26 protein-coding genes are annotated in these 20,047 nt (G+C 69.2%); 21 read left to right on the plus strand and 5 right to left on the minus strand.

From position 1 onward, the window contains the following. Positions 1-107: 107 nt before the first annotated feature. The 10 genes from atpB to AB0H62_RS32650 all read left to right on the plus strand — a co-directional run bounded on the left by atpB (position 108) and on the right by AB0H62_RS32650 (position 7,838). Positions 108-905, plus strand: coding sequence for a F0F1 ATP synthase subunit A (gene atpB / locus AB0H62_RS32605; RefSeq protein ID WP_220243817.1), 798 nt, complete (start codon positions 108-110; stop codon positions 903-905). 58 nt (positions 906-963) lie between these two features. Next, positions 964-1,218 carry an ATP F0F1 synthase subunit C gene (locus AB0H62_RS32610; protein ID WP_304504310.1) on the plus strand — a complete coding sequence of 85 codons (255 nt, stop codon included), beginning with the start codon at positions 964-966 and terminating at the stop codon, positions 1,216-1,218. A 35-nt stretch (positions 1,219-1,253) separates the two neighbouring features. Next, positions 1,254-1,811 carry a F0F1 ATP synthase subunit B gene (locus AB0H62_RS32615; protein ID WP_220243816.1) on the plus strand — a complete coding sequence of 186 codons (558 nt, stop codon included), beginning with the start codon at positions 1,254-1,256 and terminating at the stop codon, positions 1,809-1,811. Between the two features lie 6 nt (positions 1,812-1,817). Further along, positions 1,818-2,642 (plus strand): F0F1 ATP synthase subunit delta, encoded by an 825-nt coding sequence (locus tag AB0H62_RS32620; RefSeq protein ID WP_220243815.1) that lies wholly within the window; start codon positions 1,818-1,820, stop codon positions 2,640-2,642. A gap of 62 nt (positions 2,643-2,704) precedes the next feature. Next, positions 2,705-4,342 (plus strand): F0F1 ATP synthase subunit alpha, encoded by a 1,638-nt coding sequence (atpA, locus tag AB0H62_RS32625; protein WP_220243814.1) that lies wholly within the window; start codon positions 2,705-2,707, stop codon positions 4,340-4,342. An 11-nt stretch (positions 4,343-4,353) separates the two neighbouring features. Next, the gene (locus AB0H62_RS32630) at positions 4,354-5,289 is read left to right on the plus strand and encodes a F0F1 ATP synthase subunit gamma (RefSeq protein ID WP_220243813.1); all 936 of its coding nucleotides are present in this window, start codon (positions 4,354-4,356) and stop codon (positions 5,287-5,289) included. Further along, on the plus strand, positions 5,289-6,716 hold the full coding sequence (gene atpD, locus AB0H62_RS32635; RefSeq protein WP_220243812.1) for a F0F1 ATP synthase subunit beta: 1,428 nt from the start codon (positions 5,289-5,291) through the stop codon (positions 6,714-6,716). The genes AB0H62_RS32630 and atpD overlap by 1 nt, the downstream gene beginning before the upstream one ends. Before the next feature lie 114 nt (positions 6,717-6,830). Next, positions 6,831-7,196 (plus strand): F0F1 ATP synthase subunit epsilon, encoded by a 366-nt coding sequence (locus AB0H62_RS32640; protein WP_220243811.1) that lies wholly within the window; start codon positions 6,831-6,833, stop codon positions 7,194-7,196. Between the two features lie 25 nt (positions 7,197-7,221). Continuing rightward, on the plus strand, positions 7,222-7,656 hold the full coding sequence (locus AB0H62_RS32645) for a DUF2550 domain-containing protein (RefSeq protein ID WP_220243810.1): 435 nt from the start codon (positions 7,222-7,224) through the stop codon (positions 7,654-7,656). A gap of 20 nt (positions 7,657-7,676) precedes the next feature. Continuing rightward, complete coding sequence (locus tag AB0H62_RS32650) at positions 7,677-7,838, plus strand: hypothetical protein (RefSeq protein ID WP_220243809.1); 162 nt, start codon at positions 7,677-7,679, stop codon at positions 7,836-7,838. A gap of 10 nt (positions 7,839-7,848) precedes the next feature. On the opposite strand, the gene AB0H62_RS32655 is transcribed toward AB0H62_RS32650, so the two are convergent. Then, on the minus strand, positions 7,849-8,415 hold the full coding sequence (locus AB0H62_RS32655; RefSeq protein WP_360590372.1) for a cob(I)yrinic acid a,c-diamide adenosyltransferase: 567 nt from the start codon (positions 8,413-8,415) through the stop codon (positions 7,849-7,851). 61 nt (positions 8,416-8,476) lie between these two features. Here AB0H62_RS32655 and murA point away from each other — a divergent pair, with 61 nt between their 5' ends. After that, positions 8,477-9,751, plus strand: coding sequence for a UDP-N-acetylglucosamine 1-carboxyvinyltransferase (gene murA, locus AB0H62_RS32660; protein WP_220243807.1), 1,275 nt, complete (start codon positions 8,477-8,479; stop codon positions 9,749-9,751). Here the strand turns inward: murA and AB0H62_RS32665 are convergent, their stop codons facing one another. Continuing rightward, complete coding sequence (locus AB0H62_RS32665; protein ID WP_360590375.1) at positions 9,752-10,354, minus strand: TetR/AcrR family transcriptional regulator; 603 nt, start codon at positions 10,352-10,354, stop codon at positions 9,752-9,754. Positions 10,355-10,445: 91 nt separating this feature from the next. Between AB0H62_RS32665 and AB0H62_RS32670 the strand changes: the two genes are divergently transcribed. Then, positions 10,446-11,663: an alpha/beta fold hydrolase gene (locus AB0H62_RS32670; RefSeq protein WP_360590377.1), complete on the plus strand. Its 1,218-nt coding sequence runs from the start codon at positions 10,446-10,448 to the stop codon at positions 11,661-11,663. Here the strand turns inward: AB0H62_RS32670 and AB0H62_RS32675 are convergent. Then, positions 11,660-12,286 carry a LysE family translocator gene (locus AB0H62_RS32675; protein WP_360590379.1) on the minus strand — a complete coding sequence of 209 codons (627 nt, stop codon included), beginning with the start codon at positions 12,284-12,286 and terminating at the stop codon, positions 11,660-11,662. The genes AB0H62_RS32670 and AB0H62_RS32675 overlap by 4 nt on opposite strands. A 20-nt stretch (positions 12,287-12,306) precedes the next feature. Next, a complete protein-coding gene (locus tag AB0H62_RS32680) occupies positions 12,307-12,933 on the minus strand; it encodes a LysE family translocator (RefSeq protein ID WP_220243803.1) in 627 nt (208 codons plus the stop codon). Between the two features lie 123 nt (positions 12,934-13,056). On the opposite strand from AB0H62_RS32680, the gene AB0H62_RS32685 reads away from it, so the two are divergent. The 7 genes from AB0H62_RS32685 (at position 13,057) to ehuA (ending at position 17,675) form a co-directional block, all read left to right on the plus strand. Then, positions 13,057-13,590, plus strand: coding sequence for a hypothetical protein (locus AB0H62_RS32685; protein WP_360590381.1), 534 nt, complete (start codon positions 13,057-13,059; stop codon positions 13,588-13,590). A 65-nt stretch (positions 13,591-13,655) separates the two neighbouring features. After that, positions 13,656-14,189, plus strand: coding sequence for a hypothetical protein (locus tag AB0H62_RS32690; protein WP_220243800.1), 534 nt, complete (start codon positions 13,656-13,658; stop codon positions 14,187-14,189). A gap of 15 nt (positions 14,190-14,204) precedes the next feature. Next, complete coding sequence (locus tag AB0H62_RS32695) at positions 14,205-14,495, plus strand: DUF6191 domain-containing protein (protein WP_354883461.1); 291 nt, start codon at positions 14,205-14,207, stop codon at positions 14,493-14,495. Positions 14,496-14,632: 137 nt separating this feature from the next. Further along, entirely contained in the window at positions 14,633-15,526 is an 894-nt protein-coding gene (gene ehuB, locus AB0H62_RS32700; RefSeq protein WP_360590383.1) for an ectoine/hydroxyectoine ABC transporter substrate-binding protein EhuB, read from the plus strand. Between the two features lie 13 nt (positions 15,527-15,539). Beyond that, on the plus strand, positions 15,540-16,250 hold the full coding sequence (gene ehuC / locus AB0H62_RS32705) for an ectoine/hydroxyectoine ABC transporter permease subunit EhuC (RefSeq protein ID WP_220243797.1): 711 nt from the start codon (positions 15,540-15,542) through the stop codon (positions 16,248-16,250). Next, a complete protein-coding gene (gene ehuD / locus AB0H62_RS32710; protein ID WP_360590386.1) occupies positions 16,247-16,903 on the plus strand; it encodes an ectoine/hydroxyectoine ABC transporter permease subunit EhuD in 657 nt (218 codons plus the stop codon). Before ehuC ends, ehuD begins: the two co-directional genes overlap by 4 nt. A 7-nt stretch (positions 16,904-16,910) precedes the next feature. Beyond that, positions 16,911-17,675 carry an ectoine/hydroxyectoine ABC transporter ATP-binding protein EhuA gene (ehuA, locus tag AB0H62_RS32715; protein ID WP_220247071.1) on the plus strand — a complete coding sequence of 255 codons (765 nt, stop codon included), beginning with the start codon at positions 16,911-16,913 and terminating at the stop codon, positions 17,673-17,675. On the opposite strand, the gene AB0H62_RS32720 is transcribed toward ehuA, so the two are convergent. After that, on the minus strand, positions 17,672-18,214 hold the full coding sequence (locus AB0H62_RS32720; RefSeq protein ID WP_360590387.1) for a cysteine hydrolase family protein: 543 nt from the start codon (positions 18,212-18,214) through the stop codon (positions 17,672-17,674). The genes ehuA and AB0H62_RS32720 overlap by 4 nt on opposite strands. A 72-nt stretch (positions 18,215-18,286) precedes the next feature. Here AB0H62_RS32720 and AB0H62_RS32725 point away from each other — a divergent pair, with 72 nt between their 5' ends. Both AB0H62_RS32725 and AB0H62_RS32730 read left to right on the plus strand, forming a co-directional pair. Then, on the plus strand, positions 18,287-19,285 hold the full coding sequence (locus tag AB0H62_RS32725; protein WP_360590389.1) for a helix-turn-helix domain-containing protein: 999 nt from the start codon (positions 18,287-18,289) through the stop codon (positions 19,283-19,285). Further along, positions 19,258-20,031 (plus strand): enoyl-CoA hydratase-related protein, encoded by a 774-nt coding sequence (locus AB0H62_RS32730; protein ID WP_354883477.1) that lies wholly within the window; start codon positions 19,258-19,260, stop codon positions 20,029-20,031. Before AB0H62_RS32725 ends, AB0H62_RS32730 begins: the two co-directional genes overlap by 28 nt. The last annotated feature ends 16 nt before the right edge of the window (positions 20,032-20,047 follow it).

Raw genomic sequence — 20,047 nt, forward strand, 5'->3', positions numbered from 1 at the left:
GGGCTGGCCGCCTCCGGCGTGCTCGTGCGTATCGGGTACGTTAAGTCCAGATCGTGACGATTCCCCCGGCGGAGTGAACGCCGGCCGGGAGAACCGGGAGGAGCGCAGTGATCGCGCTGGTACTGACCGAGGGTGCTGTTTTCACGCCCCCTGGTACTGATGCCTTCGAGCTGCCGCCGTTTTTGGGGTCTGGCGACTGGGGCTTGAACAAGCCGAAGCTGCTGGTGATCATCGCTTTGATCATCGTCGCCGGCTACTTCTTGGTGGCTTCGCGCAAGCTGAAGATCGTGCCCACCAAGGGACAGTTCATCGCAGAGTCCGTCTATGACTTCAGCCGCAACAACATCACGCGGCAGCAGATCGGCTCGAAAGAGTTCAAGCCGTTCATCCCGCTGGTTCTCGCGTTGTTCACCTTTATCTTGGTGAACAACCTCTTCGGGATCATTCCCTTCTTCCAGTTCCCGACCATGGCGCGGATCGGCTTCCCGCTGGCCATGTCGCTTCTGGTGGTCTACCCGGTGTACCACTACGTGGGCATCAAGAAGTACGGGCTGGGCGGGTACCTGAAGAACCAGCTGACGCCGGCGGGGATCCCGAAGTTCGTGCTTCCGCTGTACAGCCTGATCGAGTTCATGCAGAAGTTCTTCATCACCCCGATCACGCTGGCCATCCGTGTTTTCGCCGCGATGTTCGCCGGCCACCTGATCATCATCGTGTTCACCCTGGGCGGCACCTTCCTGCTCACGGAGACCACGGGCTGGGCCCTCAAGCCGGTGTCGATCCTCGGCTGGGTCCTGGCGATCCTGATGACTTTCCTCGAGGCCTTCATCCAGGTCCTGCAGGCCTACATCTTCGCCCTGCTGTCAGCCGGGTACATCGGCGCCGCGCTGGCGTCGGAGCACTGAGAAACACACAAGCCCCCGATCCGCGCGAGTGCGCGGACCGAAGTGAAGGGAAACGCAAGTGAGCGCCAACATCGTTCTCGCCCAGGCCGCCGACGCCGCGACCAACATCAACCCCGGCCTCGCCGCCATCGGCTACGGCCTGGGCGCGATCGGCCCGGGTATCGGCATCGGCCTGATCTTCGCCGCGGTCATCAACGGCACCGCGCGTCAGCCGGAGGCCCAGGGCAAGCTGCAGGGCATCGGCTTCTCGACCTTCGTGCTCACTGAGGTCCTCGCGCTGATCGGTATCGTCATCTTCTTCATCGCCTCCTGAGCGAACCGCTCATCTCTCATCACTAAGGAGACGTCGTGCTGAAGAGTGACTTGGTGTTGGCGGCCGAAGAGCACACCAACCCGATCATTCCGGACATCCCGGAGCTGATCCTCGGCATCGTCGCCTTCCTGATCCTGCTGTTCATCCTGAAGAAGTACGTCGTCCCGCGTTTCGAGACTGCGTACGAGGAACGGGCGCAGAAGATCGAAGGCGGCATCGAGAAGGCCGAGAAGGCCCAGGCCGAGGCCGAAAACGCGCTGGCCGAGTACAAGGCCCAGCTGGCCGAGGCCCGGTCCGAGGCCGCGAAGATCCGCGACGACGCCCGGCTCGAAGCCGAGCAGATCAAGGCGGAGCTGCGGGCCGAGGCCGAGTCCGAGTCCCAGCGGATCGTCGCGCAGGGGCAGGCCCAGCTGCAGGCCCAGAGGGCGCAGATCATCGCCGAGCTGCGGGCCGACATGGGCCGCAACGCGGTGGAGCTGGCGAGCCGCATCGTCGGCGAGTCGCTCGAAGACGAGGCGCGCCGCCGCGGCACCGTCGACCGGTTCCTGACGGAGCTCGAGACCGCGTCGGCCACCAATGGAGCGGGGAAGTAACCAGAGATGACGCTGCATGCTGCGAGCCGTGAAGCGCTCGACCTCGCCGAGACCCGTCTCGGCGAGGTTCTGGCCGACGCGGGTACCGACCCCGCGACGGCCGGGGACGAGCTGCTCTCGGTCGTCGACCTCCTTGACCGCGAAATCGGCCTGCGCCGGGCGGTCAGCGACGCTTCGGCCAGCCCGGAGAGCCGCCAGGGCCTCGTCCGCCGGCTGTTCGACGGAAAGCTGAGCGAACCGGCCCTGAAGGTGCTCGACGCCGTGGCGGGCAGCCGCTGGTCAAGCCCTCGCGAGCTGGTGGACGGGATCGAGTCCCTCGGCCGCTCGGCGCTGCTCACCTCCGCCGAGAAGACCGGGAACGTCGAGACCGTCGAGTCCCAGCTGTTCCAGGTTGCACGGATCGTCTCGGGCTCCTCGGAGCTCGAGGCCGCGCTGTCCGACCTGGCCGCTCCCGCCGACGCCAAGCGGACCCTGGTCCGCGGGCTGTTCGCGGACAAGGTCGACGTGGTCACCGAGACCCTCGTCGAGCAGGTCGTGCGCCGCGCCAAGGGGCGCGGGGTCGGCAACGGGCTCGACAAGCTGGTCGCGCTGGCCGCGGAACGGCGTGAGCGTTCGGTCGCGTACGTGACCAGCGCCAACGCTCTCACCGACGAGCAGCAGGCCCAGCTCGGGTCGAAGCTCAACGGCATCTACGGGCGGACCCTCGCGCTGCACGTCGAGGTGGACCCCCGGCTGGGCGGCGGGCTCGTCGTCCGCGTCGGCGACGAGGTCATCGACGGCAGCACGGCCGGCCAGCTGGCGGCGGTGCGCCGCAGGCTGAGCCGCGCCTGACGGGTGCGCCCGCACCACAGACTTTGCACACTGGACAGAACAGAAGCGAGAGCGGGAACGAAATGGCGGAGCTGACGATCTCCTCGGACGAGATCCGCAGTGCGATCGAGAACTACGTCTCGAGTTACGCCCCGGATGTGAACCGGGAAGAGGTCGGCGTGGTCGCCGACGCCGGTGACGGTATCGCCCACGTCGAGGGCCTCCCCTCGGCCATGGCCAACGAGCTGCTCGAGTTCCCGGGCGGCGTCCTCGGTGTGGCGCTGAACCTGGACGCCCGTTCGATCGGTGCGGCCATCCTCGGCGACTTCGAGACGATCGAAGAGGGCCAGCAGGTCAAGCGGACCGGCCAGGTCCTGTCCGTGCCGGTCGGCGACGGCTACCTCGGCCGGGTCGTCGACCCGCTGGGCGCGGCCATCGACGGGCTCGGCGAGATCGAGACCACGACCCGGCGTCCGCTGGAGCTCAAGGCCGCCTCGGTGGTCGAGCGCCAGCCGGTGTCCGAGCCGCTGCAGACCGGCATCACCGCCATCGACGCGATGACGCCGATCGGCCGTGGCCAGCGCCAGCTGATCATCGGTGACCGCAAGACGGGCAAGACCGCCGTCGCCGTGGACACGATCATCAACCAGAAGGCCAACTGGGAGACCGGCGACCCGAAGAAGCAGGTCCGCTGCATCTACGTCGCGATCGGCCAGAAGGGCTCCACGATCGCGTCGGTCAAGAAGTCGCTCGAGGACGCGGGCGCGATGGAGTACACGACCATCGTCGCCGCCCCGGCTTCCGACTCGGCCGGCTTCAAGTGGATCGCCCCCTACACCGGCTCGGCCATCGGCCAGCACTGGATGTACGAGGGCAAGCACGTCCTGATCGTGTTCGACGACCTGACCAAGCAGGCCGACGCCTACCGCGCGATCTCGCTGCTGCTGCGCCGCCCGCCGGGCCGCGAGGCGTTCCCCGGCGACGTCTTCTACTTGCACTCCCGTCTCCTCGAGCGGTGCGCCAAGCTGTCGGACGAGCTGGGTGCCGGCTCGCTGACCGGCCTGCCGATCATCGAGACGAAGGCCAACGACGTGTCGGCCTACATCCCGACGAACGTCATCTCGATCACCGACGGTCAGTGCTTCTTCCAGTCGGACCTGTTCAACGCCGGCCAGCGCCCGGCCATCGACGTGGGCATCTCGGTGTCCCGCGTGGGTGGTGCCGCGCAGGTCAAGGCGATGAAGTCGGTCTCCGGCTCGCTCCGCATCGACCTGTCGCAGTACCGCGAGCTGGAGTCGTTCGCCGCCTTCGCCTCGGACCTCGACGACGCGTCGAAGGCGCAGCTCGAGCGTGGCGCGCGCCTGTACGAGGTGCTCAAGCAGCCGCAGTACTCGCCGATCCCGGTCGAGGAGCAGGTCTGCACGGTGTGGCTGGGCACCAACGGCCACTACGACTCGGTCCCGACCGAGGACGTGCGCCGCTTCAACCACGAGTTCCTCGACTCGGCCCGCCGCAAGCACACCGAGGTCCTCGGCGCGATCCGCGACAGCGGCAAGTTCGAGGACGCCACGCGCGACGCGCTCGTGAACGCGGTGAACGAGTTCAAGAAGGAGTTCACCACCTCCGAGGGCAAGCCCCTGGAGTCGAACGCCGACGCGATGGACGCCGACAAGGTCGGGCAGGAGACCGTCAAGGTCAACAAGCCCGCCCCGAAGAAGTGAGCTGATAGCTCATGGCCGCACAACTCCGGGAACTTCGGTCGCGCATCAAGGCGACCAAGTCGATCGGCAAGATCACGAAGGCGATGGAGCTCATCGCCACCGCGCGTATCACCAAGGCGCGTGCGAAGGTCGCCGCTTCCCGGCCGTACGCGGACGAGATCACCAAGGTGCTCTCGGCGCTGGCCGGTGCGGCGGCGAACCTCGACCACCCGCTCCTGGTCGAGCGCCCCAACCCGAAGCGGGCCGCGGTCCTCGTCGTCACCAGCGACAAGGGCCAGTGCGGTGGGTACAACACGAACGTGCTGAAGGCGACCGAGGAACTCCTCGCCCTGCTCCGTGAGGAGGGCAAGGAGCCCGAGGTCTACGTCACCGGCAACAAGGGCCTGAACTACTACCGGTTCCGGGGCCGCGAGGTCGTCGACAGCTGGACGGGCTTCTCCGACCAGCCGGCGTACACCGACGCGGTCGCGGCGGCGGAGACGCTGGTGGAGTCGTTCCTCTCCGGCACCGACGCGGGTGCGCCCGGCGCGCTCGCCGGGGTCGACGAGATCCACGTCGTCTACACCGAGTTCGTCTCGATGCTGACGCAGCGCCCGATTGCCAAGCGGGTCGCCCCGCTCGAGGTCGAGTACACCGAGGGTGAGGAGCAGAAGCCCGAGGGCGAGCTGCTCCCCAGCTACGAGTTCGAGCCGAGCGCCGACAAGCTGCTGGGTGCGCTGCTGCCGAAGTACATCAACACGCGCCTGTACTCGGCGCTGCTGGAGTCGGCGGCGTCCGAACTGGCAGCCCGCCGCACCGCGATGAAGGCCGCGTCGGACAATGCGAACGACCTGGTGGGCAACCTGACGCGGGAAATGAACCAGGCCCGCCAGGCGCAGATCACCCAGGAGATCTCCGAAATCGTCGGTGGCGCGAACGCGCTCACCGCAGCAGGAAGTGATGATTGATGACCAGTACTGAAACCCCGCGCGCCAAGGGGCGCATCGTGTCGGTGACCGGTCCGGTCGTCGACGTCGAGTTCCCGCGTGGTTCCGTGCCCGACCAGTTCAACGCGCTCAAGGTCGAGATCGAGTTCGAGCAGCTGCGCAAGACCGTGACCCTCGAGGTCGCCAGCCACCTCGGTGACAACCTCGTCCGCACGATTTCGCTGCAGCCGCAGGACGGTCTCGTCCGCGGTGCCGAGGTCACCGACACCGGCGGCCCCATCACCGTGCCGGTGGGCGACAAGGTCAAGGGCCACGTCTACAACGCCCTCGGCGAGTGCCTCGACGAGCCCGGCTACGGCGACGACCTCGAGCGCTGGGGCATCCACCGCAACCCGCCGCCCTTCGACCAGCTCGAGGGCAAGACGGAGATGCTGGAGACCGGCCTCAAGGTCGTCGACCTGCTCACCCCGTACGTGCAGGGTGGCAAGATCGGCCTGTTCGGCGGTGCGGGCGTGGGCAAGACGGTGCTCATCAAGGAGATGATCACCCGCGTCGCCCGGAACTTCGGTGGCACCTCGGTGTTCGCCGGCGTCGGCGAGCGCACCCGTGAGGGCAACGACCTCTTCCTGGAGATGTCCGAGGACGGCGTCATCAACGACACCGCCCTCGTGTTCGGCCAGATGGACGAGCCGCCGGGCACGCGCATGCGCGTCGCCCTGTCCGCGCTGACGATGGCGGAGTACTTCCGCGACGTGCAGAACCAGGACGTGCTGCTGTTCATCGACAACATCTTCCGGTTCACCCAGGCCGGTTCCGAGGTGTCGACCCTGCTGGGCCGCATGCCTTCGGCCGTGGGTTACCAGCCGACGCTGGCCGACGAGATGGGTCAGCTGCAGGAGCGGATCACCTCGACCCGAGGCCGGTCGATCACCTCGATGCAGGCGATCTACGTCCCCGCGGACGACTACACCGACCCGGCCCCGGCCGCGACGTTCGCCCACCTGGACGCCACCACCGAGCTGTCGCGTGGTGTCTTCCAGAAGGGCATCTTCCCGGCGGTGGACCCGCTGGCGTCGACGTCGACGATCCTCGACCCGGCCATCGTCGGTGAGGACCACTACCGCGTGGCTTCCGAGGTCATCCGGATCCTGCAGAAGTACAAGGAACTGCAGGACATCATCGCGATCCTCGGTATGGACGAGCTCTCGGAAGAGGACAAGCTCACCGTTCAGCGCGCGCGCCGCATCGAGCGGTTCCTGTCGCAGAACATGCTGGTCGCCGAGGCGTTCACGCAGATCCCGGGCTCGACCGTGCCGCTGGCGGAGACGATCGAGTCGTTCGACCGCATCGCGAAGGGCGACTTCGACCACTACCCGGAGCAGGCGTTCCTGGGTATCGGTGGCCTCGAGGACCTCGAGAAGAAGTACAAGGAAATCACCAAGAAGTGATTCTCTGAGCGCGGCGGGGGCTGGGTCCACTGTGGACACCCGCCCCCGCCGTTCTCGTAACCGAAGCCGGACCTATTACACTCGGTGGTGACACCCCGAGCGAAGGAGTGCTACGTGGCTGAGATGTCCGTGGAGCTGGTGGCCGTGGAGCGCCGGCTCTGGTCGGGTACCGCCACCTTCGTGGTGGCGCAGACCACCGAGGGCGAGATCGGCATCATGCCCGGCCACGAGCCGGTGCTGGGCCAGCTCGTCGAGGGTGGCGTGGTGAAGGTGAACACGACTGGCGGCGAGATCCTCACGGCCGCCGTGCACGGTGGGTTCCTGTCGGTGACCGCCACCGGGGTGAGCGTGCTCGCCGAGAGCGCCGAGCTCTCCGACGAGATCGACATCGACGCGGCCAAGGCGGCCCTGACCGCGGACGACGAGGCGGAGCGCACGAGGGCAACGGCCCAGCTCCGCGCGGCCGGTCAGACAGTCTGATCGAGCGACGAGCAGGAGCCGGGCCGTGAAGATCGCCATCGTGGTGCTGGGGCTCCTGATCGTGCTCGCCGTGCTGGCGGCCTGGTACGGCCAGCGGTGGATCCGGATGCGCCGCGGCGGTGGCGTGAGCGTCGCGCTGCGGTGGCGTCCGGACAACCCGCGCGCCAGCTGGCACCTCGGGCTCGGGCGCTACGAGGGCGACGAGTTCGTCTGGTACCGCGTCTGGAGCCTCCGGTCCGGCCCGGACCGCGTGTTCCAGCGCGAGAGCATGCAGATCGCCGACCGGCGGGACCCGTCCGGCACAGAGGCGTACGCGGTGCCTGAAGGTTCCACTGTCCTGCGGTGTGAGTCGCCCACGCAGGAAGCGATCGAGATCGCGATGGGGCCCGGTGCGCTCACCGGGTTCCTGTCCTGGCTGGAGTCGGCTCCGCCGGGACGAATGCTGCCGCACGCGTCCTGAACTGCGGTTATCCTGGGACCATGGACGCCCGGGAGCAGGCCGAGCGCAAGCGCCGGTGGGCCGAGCTGCCCGAGCCCGTGCGGCTCGCGGACATGAGCACCACCCAGGACGTGGACCCAGGCCGCGATTCGACGTGGGACGTCGACTACGAGCGGTACTGGGCCGCCCAGGAGCGGCTCTGACGCGCTCTCCCTAGCCGCCCGGCTTCCACAGCACGTCGCCGTCCGGGTTGGCGAGCCGGCCGAGGATGAACAGCAGGTCGGACAGCCGGTTGAGGTATTTCACGGCGATCGGGTTCGTCGTGTCCGGCTCCGCCTCCACGAGCACCCACGCCGAACGCTCCGCGCGCCGCGTGACCGTGCGCGCCTGGTGCAGGTAAGCCGCGCCCGGCGTGCCGCCCGGCAGGATGAACGACGTGAGCTTCGGCAGCCGCTCGTTGAACTCGTCGCACCAGCCCTCCACGCGCTCGAGGTAGGCCTCGGTGATGCGCAGGGGCTCGTACGGGGGATTTTCCTGGATCGGCAGGCACAGGTCGGCGCCGACGTCGAACAGGTCGTTCTGTACACGCTTCAGCACGCCGGCGATCTCGTCGCTCAGGGAACCCATCGCGACGGCCAGCCCGATGACGGAGTTGGCCTCGTCGGTGTCGGCGTAGGCGCCCAGGCGGGGCGAGGTTTTGGGGATCCGCGAGCCGTCGCCGAGCGCTGTGGTGCCGCTGTCGCCGACCTTCGTGTAGACGCGGTTGATGCGAACGACCATGCCTTCGACTCTACCGGCCCCGCGTGTGCCGAAACTGGGCGAGAGGGCATGATTGGCGGCCATGAGCGAGCACTTCGACGTGCACGGCGGGGCACGGCTGGTCGGCGAGGTCGACGTGGTCGGAGCCAAGAACAGCGTGCTGAAGCTGATGGCCGCGGCCCTGCTGGCCGAGGGCACCACCACCATCACGAACTGCCCGCAGATCCTCGACGTGCCCCTGATGGGCGACGTTCTGCGCAGCGTCGGCTGCGAGGTCGAGATCAACGGCGACACGGCGCGCATCACCACGCCCGCCGAGCTGTCGCACCGCGCGGACTCGGCGGCGATGGGCAAGCTGCGTGCGTCCGTCTGCGTGCTCGGGCCGCTGGTCGGACGGCTCAAGAAGGCCGTGGTCGCGCTGCCCGGCGGTGACGCGATCGGCTCGCGGCCGCTGGACATGCACCAGAACGGCCTGCGCAAGCTCGGCGCCACGAGCACGATCGAGCACGGTTGCGTGGTCGCCAACGCCGAGTCCCTCGTCGGCGCCCAGGTCTGGCTCGACTTCCCGAGCGTCGGCGCCACCGAGAACATCCTGATGGCCGCGGTGCTGGCCGAGGGCACGACCGTGATCGACAACGCGGCGCGTGAGCCCGAGATCGTCGACATCTGCACGATGCTCATCGAGATGGGCGCGAAGATCGAGGGCGCCGGCACGTCGACGCTGACCGTGCACGGCGTGGAGCAGCTGCGCCCGACCGAGCACCGCGTGATCGGCGACCGGATCGTCGGCGCCACCTGGGCCTTCGCCGCGGCGATGACCCGAGGTGACCTGACCGTGCGCGGCGTCAACCCGCACCACCTCGACCTGGTGCTGGACAAGCTGCGGCTCGCGGGCGCCGACGTGACCACGTTCGACGAGAAGGGCTTCCGCGTCGTGCAGCCCGAGCGCCCGAAGGCGGTCGACTGGGTGACGCTGCCCTACCCCGGCTTCGCCACGGACCTGCAGCCGTTCGCGGTCGCGCTGTCGGCCGTGTCCGAGGGCACGTCGATGATCACGGAGAACGTCTACGAGGCCCGGTTCCGCTTCATCGAAGAGATGATGCGGCTCTCCGGCGACGCCCGCACCGACGGCCACCACGCCGTGGTCCGCGGGGTCGAGCAGCTCTCCAGCGCGCCGGTCTGGGCCTCCGACATCCGCGCCGGCGCCGGCCTCGTGCTCGCCGGCCTGTGCGCCGAGGGCGTCACCGAGGTCTGGGATGTCTTCCACATCGACCGCGGTTACCCGCACTTCGTCGAGAACCTCAACCGCCTCGGCGCGCGCATCGAGCGCGTGGCGGGGGAGCCCGAGCGCGCGTAGTCAGTCCACGGGGCGGGCGTCGAGTGCGCGGAGCACGTGCTCGACGACCCGGTCCAGAAATTCGGGGCCCGGGGGCTCCCGGCGTACCACCAGACGCCAGTAGATCGGCGCCGCGAGCAGGTCGAGCCCCAGCTCCACGTCCACATCGGCCGGAAGCTCGCCGCGCTCGACGGCGCGTTCGAACAGCGGCCGCGCGGCGTCGCGGCGAGGGCCGCCGATGCGAGTGCGCAGGTCGTCGGCCGGCTCCGGGTCGCGGACGCCCTGAGCGATGAGGTCCGGCAGGATCCGGGCGAACCGCGGGTGCGCGAGCCAGTCGTACACCGCCTGCACCGATTCGCGCAGGTCACCGCGCAGTGTGCCCGTGTCGGGTTCCGGCGCGCGGCTCACGCTGAACTCCGAAACCACCGCCGAGATCATCTCGTGCTTCGAGCGCCACCGGCGGTACAGCGCGCTCTTGCCGACGCCCGCGCGCTTGGCCACGGCCTCCATCGACAGCCGGCCGTAACCCACTTCCGCGAGCTCGTCGAGCACCGCTTCCGTGATCGCCTGCGTGACGTCGGGCTGCAGCACAGCCGCCCCGGTGGGCGTGCGGCGAGTTGTCATGATCGCATCCTAGCGGGTGGACGAGACGGTATCGTTCCATGTAGCTTGACGTCGGGACGGTACCGTATCGTCCGGTCATGAGGAGGGCTCGATGAAGCAGCTGCTGTTCGAGGACGACCCCCAGTTCTGGTTCGAGACGCTCCGCGTGTTCGGCCACGCGAGCTACGGCGGTTCGGACTTCGGCGAGGTCGTCGCCACCGCCTCGCGCATCAAGCCCGGCGACTACGACAGCTGGCACGACGAGTGGCTCGCCGCGGCGGAGCGCCTGGCGGCCGAGGCCGACGGGGTGGCCGCTGCGCACCCGATCAGCGCCCGTGACGCGTACCTGCGCGCGTCCACCTACTACCGCTCGGCGGAGTTCTTCCTGCACGGCAATCCCGCCGACCCGCGCATCGCCTACGCCTACGACCGCAGCGTCGAGTGCTTCCACCGCGCGATCGAGGGTTTCGCGGGCGTCGAGCGTGTCGAGATTCCGTATGAAGGACACGTGCTGCGCGGCTACTTCTACCGCGCGCCCGGCACTGGCCGTTGCCCGATTCTGGTGGCGCACAACGGTTTCGACGGCAGCGCGGAGGAGGTGCACTTCTTCGGCGCGGCCGGGGGACAGGAGCGCGGCTACCACGTGCTGGCGTTCGACGGCCCCGGCCAGCCGAGCGCGATCCACCGCGACGGGCTCGTCTTCCGGCCCGACTGGGAGCACGTGGTGGGCCCGGTGCTCGACTTCGTGCTCGCCGACCCGGGCGTCGACCCGGACAAGGTCGCGCTGCTGGGCCTCAGCCTCGGCGGCATGCTCGCGCCCCGCGCCGCGGCTTTCGACGAGCGCATCAAGGCGGTCGTCGCCGTGGACGGGGTGTTCGACGCCGGCTCGGCGGTCACGGCTTTCCTGCCGTGGGACCGCGCGGAGATCGAACGCCGCGCCAACGCACCGCACGACGAAGAGCTCGACAACCTGCTGGCCGCCGGCCGCGCCGCGAGCCCCACGCTGCGCTGGGCCACCGACCACGGCCGGTACGTGACGGGCGCGGCGACCGACCGCGAGTTCCTCGCGAAGTACCTGGCCTACACGCTCGACGGCGGCGTGGCCGAGCGCATCAAGTGCCCGGCACTTGTCTGCGAGGCCGCCGACGACCTGTTCTTCAACGGCGACGGCGAAACGCAGCCCGAACCCCGCCGGCTCTACGAGCGGCTCACCGGCCCGAGGACGCTGCTCTCGTTCACCGCCGAGGAGGGCGCGGACGCCCACTGCCACGTCGGCGCGCAGCGGCTCGCGACGGCCCGCGTCTTCGACTGGCTCGACGAGACGCTCTAGGCCTCCAGCGCCAGCCCCACGCCGAAGCCGATGAGGACCGTGCCGGTCACGCCGTCGAGAGTGCGGCGCACGCGGCGGCGCTCGAGCCAGCCGCGCACGCGGTGCACGAGCAGGAGCAGCAGGATCTGCCAGACCGCACCCACGGCGGCGACGGTATACGCGAGCAGCAGGGCGTCGCCGGTGGTGGTGACTCCGGGCGTGAGGAACTGCGGCAGCACCGAGAGGTAGAGGACCAGCACCTTCGGGTTGGTCACGTTGGAGAGGAACCCCTCGCGCCAGCGGCGGAACGCGCTCTGGCGGGCGCGTTTCGCCTCGGCGAGCGACTGGTAGTCACCACGCCACGCGCCGCGCAGCGCCTGGAAACCGAGGTAGCAGAGGTAGGCGACACCGAGCCACTTCACGGTTTCGAAGATCGGGCGCGAGTTCGTGATCACGGCCCCGAGGCCGAGCGCGGCGAGGGTGCCCTGCAGGAAGTTGGCCACGGCGATCCCGGCACACGCCCACGCGCCACCGCGGGCACCGCCCGACAGCGCGTTCTTGAGGACCACCATGCTGTCGGGCCCGGGCGCCACGGCGAGCACCACCATCATGGCGAGGAACCCGCCGTACACACCCCACGTCATGCGGCGAACGTTAACCCGGGTCAGGACTCCAGGGCCAGGGCCGCCCCGAAGCCGACGAGCGCGGTGCCGGTCACACCGTCGAGCGCGCGGCGCACCTTGCGCTGCTTGAGCCACGCGCGCACGCGGTGCACGAAGAACAGCAGCACCAGCAGCCACACCGTGCCCAGCACCGCAACGGTGTAGGCAAGCACGAGCGCGTCCCACGTGGTGGTGCGCACGGGGTCGAGGAACTGCGGCAGCACCGACAGGTACAGCACGAGGACCTTCGGGTTCGTCACGTTGGACAGGAACCCTTCGCGCCAGCGGCGGAAGCCGCTCGTGCGCTTGCGCTGGGTCTCCTCGACTTGCGCGTAGTTGCCGCGCCACGCGCCGCGCAGGGCCTGGAACCCGAGGAACACGAGGTACGCCGCGCCGAGCCACTTGAGCGTGATGAACACCGGCTGGGACCGGGCGATGACCACGCCGAGCCCGAGCGCCGCGGCGGTGCCCTGCAACGCGTTGCCGGCGAAGATGCCGGCCGTCGCGAGCAGCCCGCCGCGGGCGCCGCCGGACAGCGCGTTCTTCAGCATCACCATCGTGTCCGGTCCCGGCGCCAGGACGATGAGGACCACGATGACGAGATAACTGCCGTACCCACTCCAAGTCACGTTGTTCCACGGTAATCGCCGCTCACAGCGGAGTCTCGCGGATTTCGGTCACAGCACTTCGCCGCGGGGGACAACCCCGGCGAACCGGACGACGTACTCATTCCGGGGAGCGGGGGAGGCGCGATGTATCCGATCGAGCCGGACGAGACGGTGTTGTGGACGGGACGGCCGCAGCGGTACTACTGGCGTTACCGCGACTACCACTGGTTCGTGGTGGTCGTGGTGATCATCGTGGTCGGCGTCGTCCTGACGGGCATCTTCGACGCACCGGAGTACGGCATCCCGGTCATGGCCGTGGCGGTGTCGGGCATGACCGGCTCCGCGATCGCGCGGCACCGGGAGCGGGCGAGCCGGGTGGGGGCGACCACGTACGTCGTGACTGATCGGCGCTTGGTGTTCGTCGTGTACTGGCCACAGGGCGCGGAGTTCCGCTGGATTCCCTTGGCGTACCTGCGCCGGCCGCGGGTCCGCGACATCGGGGGCGAGCTCGGCATCGTCGACTTCCGGCCGACCGTGTCGGAGTGGCTCAAGGACCAGGAGTACCGGCCGCGGCCGGTGTGGTACCCGGAGCTGCCCGAGCTGATGGGGATCCGCGACGCGCACGAGGTCGCCGAGCTCATCTCGCGCAACTCGGGACACTCCTCGGTCGTCGGGTGAGTTCGCCGCGCGGGGCAACCCCGGCGAACCGGGCAGCGTGCTCATTTCAGGACTGGGAGGGCGCGATGTTTCCGATCGAAGAGGGCGAGACGGTGTTGTGGTCCGGCCGGCCGCAGCGCTACCACCGGCGGTTCCGCGACTACTACTGGTGGGTGGTGCTCGCCGTCCTCGCGTTCGGCGGCAGCTTCGTGATCGCTTGGTTCGACGTGCTGAACGCGGCCTTCTACGCGTGGATCATCGTGCTCGCGCTCGTGGCCGGGTTCGCGGTCGAGCGCCCGAAGGAACGCCGCGCGTTGCTCGCCATCACGACCTACTTCGTCACCGACCGCCGGCTCGTGTTCGTCGCCCACGGCGGGTCGGGCTCGGAGTTCCGCTGGGTGCCGCTCGCGGCTCTCCGGGCGCCCCGCGTGCACGACCTCGGCGACGGCCTCGGGACGATCGACTTCCGCCCGACCTGGTGGGAGTGGGTCAAGGACCAGGAGTACCGGCCCCGGCCCGCGTGGCACCCGATGCTGCCGGAACTGGTCGCCGTCCGCGATGCCGCCCAGCTCGCCGACCTGATCGCGCGGAACGCGGCCCGCCCGTCGCACGTTGGGTGAGACGTGCAGGTCATCATGTCGATCGCCTTGCCCGCCGCGACGCTGCTGCTCGTGATCGTGGGCGCGTGGGAAGTGCGGCCGGGCCGCAAGCCGTCGCGGCTGAAGCGGCGGCTGTCCTCCACGTACCTCGACGAGGTCACCTCGTTCCTCTACGGCACCAAGCGCAACGAGCTCGAGCACCGCGACTCGGTGGAGATGACCCTCGACCAGGACGCTCAGGGCGCGCCGCCGCTGGGGATGATCGACCTGGACCGCGGCGTGGCGATCGTGCGTCCGGTGAACCAGGACAAACGGGCCACGGACTGAAAGCTCTCGAACACGCATTGTTCCGGCCGGTCAATTTACGGTAACGGCTGGCGCTTATCGGCTGTGCTCGGCGTGCCTCGTACCCGGTCGACACCTACGTTCGACGCACGGAAATGTGATCGAAACGAGGTGCTGTGATGAAGCACGACGAATGGTCGCGACGGCAGTTGTTCCGGAGATCCGCACTGGTGGGAGCAGTCGTACTGGGTGGTCCGGTGCTTCTTTCCGCATGTACGTCGACGTCGTCCGGTGACGCGTTGCAGGCGGCTCAGTCCGCCAAGAAGATCAAAATCGGAATCGCGAACGAATCCCCCTACGGATTCACCGATCAAAGCGGAAAAGTCACGGGCGAGGCCCCTGAAGTAGCGCGAGTCGTATTCCGGAACTTGGGGATCGACAACGTCGAAGCGAGCGCTGTTTCGTTCGATCAGCTGATCCCGGCGCTCAACGCGAAGCAGTACGACGTGGTGGCGGCGGGCATGAACATCACCGCGGCACGCTGCGGGCAGGCCGCGTTCTCCATCCCGGACTACTCGGCGCTCACCGCTCTGCTCGTGCCGAAGGGCAACCCGCAGCAGGTGCTGACGTTCCAGGACATCGCGGCGAAGAAGGTCAAGGTCGCGGTGCTGTCCGCGGCGGTCGAGAAGGGTTACGCGACCAGCGCCGGTGTGTCCGAGGACCAGATCCAGACGCTGGACTCCCAGGACAACATGCTGCGCGCGGTCACCGACGGCCGCGTCTACGCCGCGGCGCTCACCGACATCTCGCTGAAGGACGTGCTGAAGAAGAACCCCGGCGCCGCCGCCGAGGTGACGCCCGGGTTCGACCCGGTCGAAAACGGCGTGCCGGTGATCTCGGCGGGCGGGTTCGTCTTCCGCACGGCCGACAAGCCGCTGGTCGACGCGTTCAACACCGAGCTGAAGAAGCTGCACGACAGTGGGGAGTGGACGAGGATCGTCGCGCCCTTCGGCTTCACGCAGGCGAATCTGCCGAAGCCGGACGTGACGACCGAGAAGCTCTGCGCCGCGTGACGGGCGGCGCGCCGTGTCGAACGTGCCGCACATCATCTCGTCCATCCTCGCCGGGCTGGGCACCACAATCGAGGCCGCGGTCGGCGGGATCGTTGTCACCATTGTCGTCGCGCTGATCGCCGGACTCGCCCTGCTCTCACCGAGGTGGCCCGTCCGCGCGGTCGCGCGGGTGTACGTCGAGGTTTTCCGCGGAACGTCCGAGGTCGTCCAGCTGTTCTGGCTGTATTTCGTGCTTCCGGTGCTCGTCGGGCTCCAGCTGGTGCCGTTGTTCGCCGGCATCCTGGTCCTTGGCCTGAACCACGGCGCATACGGGGCCGAGGTCGTGCGCGGCGCCGTGCGGTCGGTGCCGAAGGAGCAGTACGAAGGGGCTGTCGCGCTCAACTTCTCGCCGGCGCAGCGGATGGTGCGAGTGCTCCTGCCGCAGGCGTTCGCCGAGATGCTGCCGCCCTTCAACAACCTGTTCATCCAGCTGCTGAAGAGCACCGCGCTGCTGTCCTTCATCTCCGCGGGCGAGATCACCGAACGCGGTGAGCTGTTGCGGCCGGTGTTCGGCGCGGACATCGGCTGGATCTACGGCACCGAGCTGGTGCTCTACCTCCTGCTCGCCATCCTGATCACGACCGGGATGCGCGCGCTGGAGCGGTGGGCGGCACGCCGGCTCGGCCGCGCACCGGTGGCGAGCACGGCCCCGGTGCTCTCGGTCGGGGGCGGAGGTACCGGATGAACTGGGACTGGCAGGCCGCCGCCGACGCGATCCCGTTGCTGCTGAAGGGATTGCTGGTCACGGTCGAGCTCACGCTGCTCGGTTCGGCCGTCGCGTACGCGCTCGGCTTGGTGCTGGCCTTGCTGCGCCGGGCCGGGATCCCGGTGCTTTCGCGCTTGGTGTTGTTCTTCATCGAGTTCATTCGCAGCACGCCGCTGCTGATCCAAGTCTTCGTACTGTATTGGCTCGTTCCGCCGTTGACGGGGATCACGATGTCGGCGTTCGTCACCGGCGTCGCGGCGCTCGGCGTGCACTACGCGACCTACACCGCCGAGGTCTACCGGGCCGGGATCGAAGCCGTCCCGAAAGGACAGTGGGAGGCGGCGGTGGCGCTGAACCTGCCACGGCAGCGGGTGTGGACGGCGGTCGTGCTGCCCCAGGCGATCCCGCGGGTGGTGCCGGCGCTGGGCAACTACACGATCTCGATGTTCAAGGAAACGCCGCTGCTGCTGGCGATCGGCGTGCTGGACGTGCTCAACCGCGCCAAGGAGGTCGGTGCGGAGACCTTCCGCGTCGTCGAGCCCTACACCCTGGCCGGGGTGCTGTTCCTGCTGGTGAGCCTGCCCTCGTCACTGCTGGCCCGACGATTGGAACGCCGTGCCGAACGAGCCTGACACCGCGATGATCCGGTTTTCCGGTGTGGTCAAGAAGTTCGGCGACCACGTCGTGCTCGACGACCTCGGCTTCACCGTGGCGCCGGGGGAGTTCGTCTCGCTGATCGGTCCCAGCGGATCGGGCAAGACGACGATCCTGCGGCTGCTGATGACGTTGGAGAAGGTGGACGGCGGCACGATCGACGTCGGCGGCGAGTGCCTGAGCCACACTCGCCGCGGCGACCGGCTGGTGCCCGCGGACGAGAAGCACCTGCGGCTGATGCGGCGGCACATCGGCATGGTGTTCCAGCAGTTCAACCTGTTCCCCAACATGAACGTGCTGCGCAACATCACCGAGGCGCCGGTGCGTTCGCTCGGGGTGCCGGCGGCCGAGGCCGAGCAGCGGGCGCGTGAGCTGCTCGGCCTGGTCGGGCTCGAGGACAAGGCCGACGCGCATCCGACGCGGCTCTCCGGTGGGCAGCAGCAGCGGGTCGCGATCGCCCGGGCCCTGGCGATGCGGCCCGACGTGCTGCTGCTCGACGAGGTCACCTCGGCGCTGGACCCGGAGCTCGTCGCCGACGTCCTGCGAGTGCTGCGCGACATCGCGACCACCACGGACATCACCATCCTGTGCGTGACGCACGAGATGCAGTTCGCGCGGGACGTTTCGGACCGGGTGATGATGTTCGACCACGGCCGGGTGCTGGAGGAGGCGCCGCCGGAGAAGCTGTTCACCGCTCCTTCGCACGAGCGGACGAAGGAGTTCCTGCGGGCGGTGATCGACCGGCGCTAGCCGAGGATTTCCTGGGTGCTGCGGACGGTGGCGAACTGGTTGTGCAGGTTCGCCGCGGTGACGTGGGAAAGCTCGTCGGCCGTCACGGTCGTGCCGTCGAGGGCGGGCAGGTCGAACGTGAAGGTCGCGTCGAGCGCGAAGGTCACGTCGTAGCCGAGGTTGCCGCCCATGCGGGCCGTGGTCTCGCAGCAGAAGTTGGTCTGGATCCCGGCGAGGACGAAGCTCGTGATGCCGTGGGTCTTGAGCCACGCGTCGAGGTCTACGTCGCCGAGGAAGGCCGAGTTCACCTTCTTGCCGAAGACCAGGTCGGGGCGGGCGCCGTCGAGCTCGGGCATGAAGTCGTTGCCCGACTGGCCGGGCCGCAGTGGCGAATCGGCGTGCACGGAGTCGTGGTGCACGAGCACCACGGGCAGGCGGCGCTGCTGCCACGCGTCGAGCAGGGCCTTGATGTTGGCCTCCGCGCCGGGGTTGTTGCGCGGGCCCCAGAACTGCTCGTCGGAGAACCCGCGCTGGACGTCGATGAGGATGAGTGCGGTCATACCGGTGAGTCTCGCCGGGCCGCGGGCGCCGAGGGGAGTGGCAGAAGGCGCGCGATCCGGTACTTTTCTGCCATGCGGACGATCGGGGTGCTGCTCCTGCCGGGTACGCGCGCGTTCGACCTCGGGGTGATCGCCGAGGTCTGGGCACAGGACCGCAGCGAGAGCGGCATCGGCCCGTTCACGGTGCGGCTGTGCGGGGCGGGCCGGCGGCGCACCCCGTTGTCCCCGTTCGGAGAAGTCACGTCGACGCACGGATTGACCGGACTCGACGGCTGCGACCTCGTCCTCGCGCCCGGCCGCGACGATCCGCACGCCCCGGTGCCGCCCGCCGCGTCGGCCGCGTTGCGCCGGGCCCACCGTTCCGGCGCGACCGTGGCGGGTCTGTGCTCCGGCGCGTTCACCCTCGCGGCCGCGGGCCTGCTCGACGGCCGCCCCGCGACCACGCACTGGTGGGACCTCGACGCACTCGCCGTCGCGGCGCCGCAGGCCGAGCTGCAGCGCGACGTCCTGTACACCGAGTCCGACGGCGTGCTCACCTCGGCGGGCGTGGTCGGCGGTCTCGACCTCTGCCTGCACCTCGTGCGCCGCGACCACGGCGCCGATGTCGCGGCGAAACTCGCGCGGCGCCTCGTGATGCCGCCCGCGCGCGAGGGCGGCCAGCGCCAGTACGTCGAGAACCCGTTGCCCGCGGCGCCTGCCCGGCCGGGTCTGTCGTCCACTATGGACTGGGCGCTGGCGCGGCTGGCCGAGGAGATCGGTGTGGCGGACCTGTGCGGCCAGGCCGGGATGAGCGAGCGGACGTTCCACCGCGAGTTCGCCGCGGCCACGGGCGTCACGCCGGGGCGGTGGCTGCGCGTGCAACGGGTGCGGCTGGCGCAACGCCTGCTGGAGACCACCGAGCTGCCGGTGGAGCGCGTCGCACAGCGGTCGGGGCTGGGCACGGCCGCGAACCTGCGCCGTCGACTGCGCGCGGAGGTCGGCGTCGGGCCCGATTCGTACCGGCGCACGTTCCGTTCCGCGCCCGGCGGCGTTACGGTCGGGGTATGGCCGAGTACGAGCACATCCTCGTGAAGCGCGACGGTGACACGATCACCATCACGATGAACCGCGCCGCGCGGCGCAACTCGCTGTCCGCCGACCACCTGACCGAGCTGCTCGCGGCGTTCCGCGAAGCCGGCACCACCGACGCGACGGGCATCGTCCTCGCCGGCGCCGGCCCGGTCTTCTCCGCGGGCCACGACTTCGGCGACGTCGCCGCGCGCGACCTCATGGGCGTGCGCGAGCTGCTGACGTTGTGCACCGAGCTGATGCGCACCATGCAATCGCTGCCGCAGATCGTGGTCGCACGCGTGCACGGCCTGGCGACCGCGGCGGGCTGCCAGCTCGTGGCCTCGTGCGACCTCGCCGTCGCCGCGTCTTCCGCGGGTTTCGCCCTGCCCGGCGGCAAAGGCGGCTGGTTCTGCCACACCCCGGCCGTCCCGGTGGCGCGCTCGATCGGCCGCAAACGCTTGATGGAGCTGGCTCTGACCGGCGACGTCGTCGACGCCGCCACCGCGCTCGACTGGGGTCTGGTCAACTCCGTCGTCCCGGACGAGGAGCTGGACGACGCCATCGCCGCCCTGCTCGCGCGGGCCACGCGCGGCAGCCGCGCGAGCAAGGCCATGGGCAAGCAGACGCTGTACGCCCAGCTCGACCGCCCGGAAGCCGACGCCTACGCCATCGCGTTGGAGGTCATGGCCTCGGCGTCGCAGCTGCCGGGCGCGCGGGAAGGCATGGCGGCGTTCCTGGAGAAGCGCAAGGCCGAGTGGCCGGACTGAGAAGTCCCAGCCGCGT

Origin of the sequence: Amycolatopsis sp. NPDC050768 (genome assembly GCF_040654155.1) — a bacterium.
Lineage (GTDB): Bacteria > Actinomycetota > Actinomycetes > Mycobacteriales > Pseudonocardiaceae > Amycolatopsis.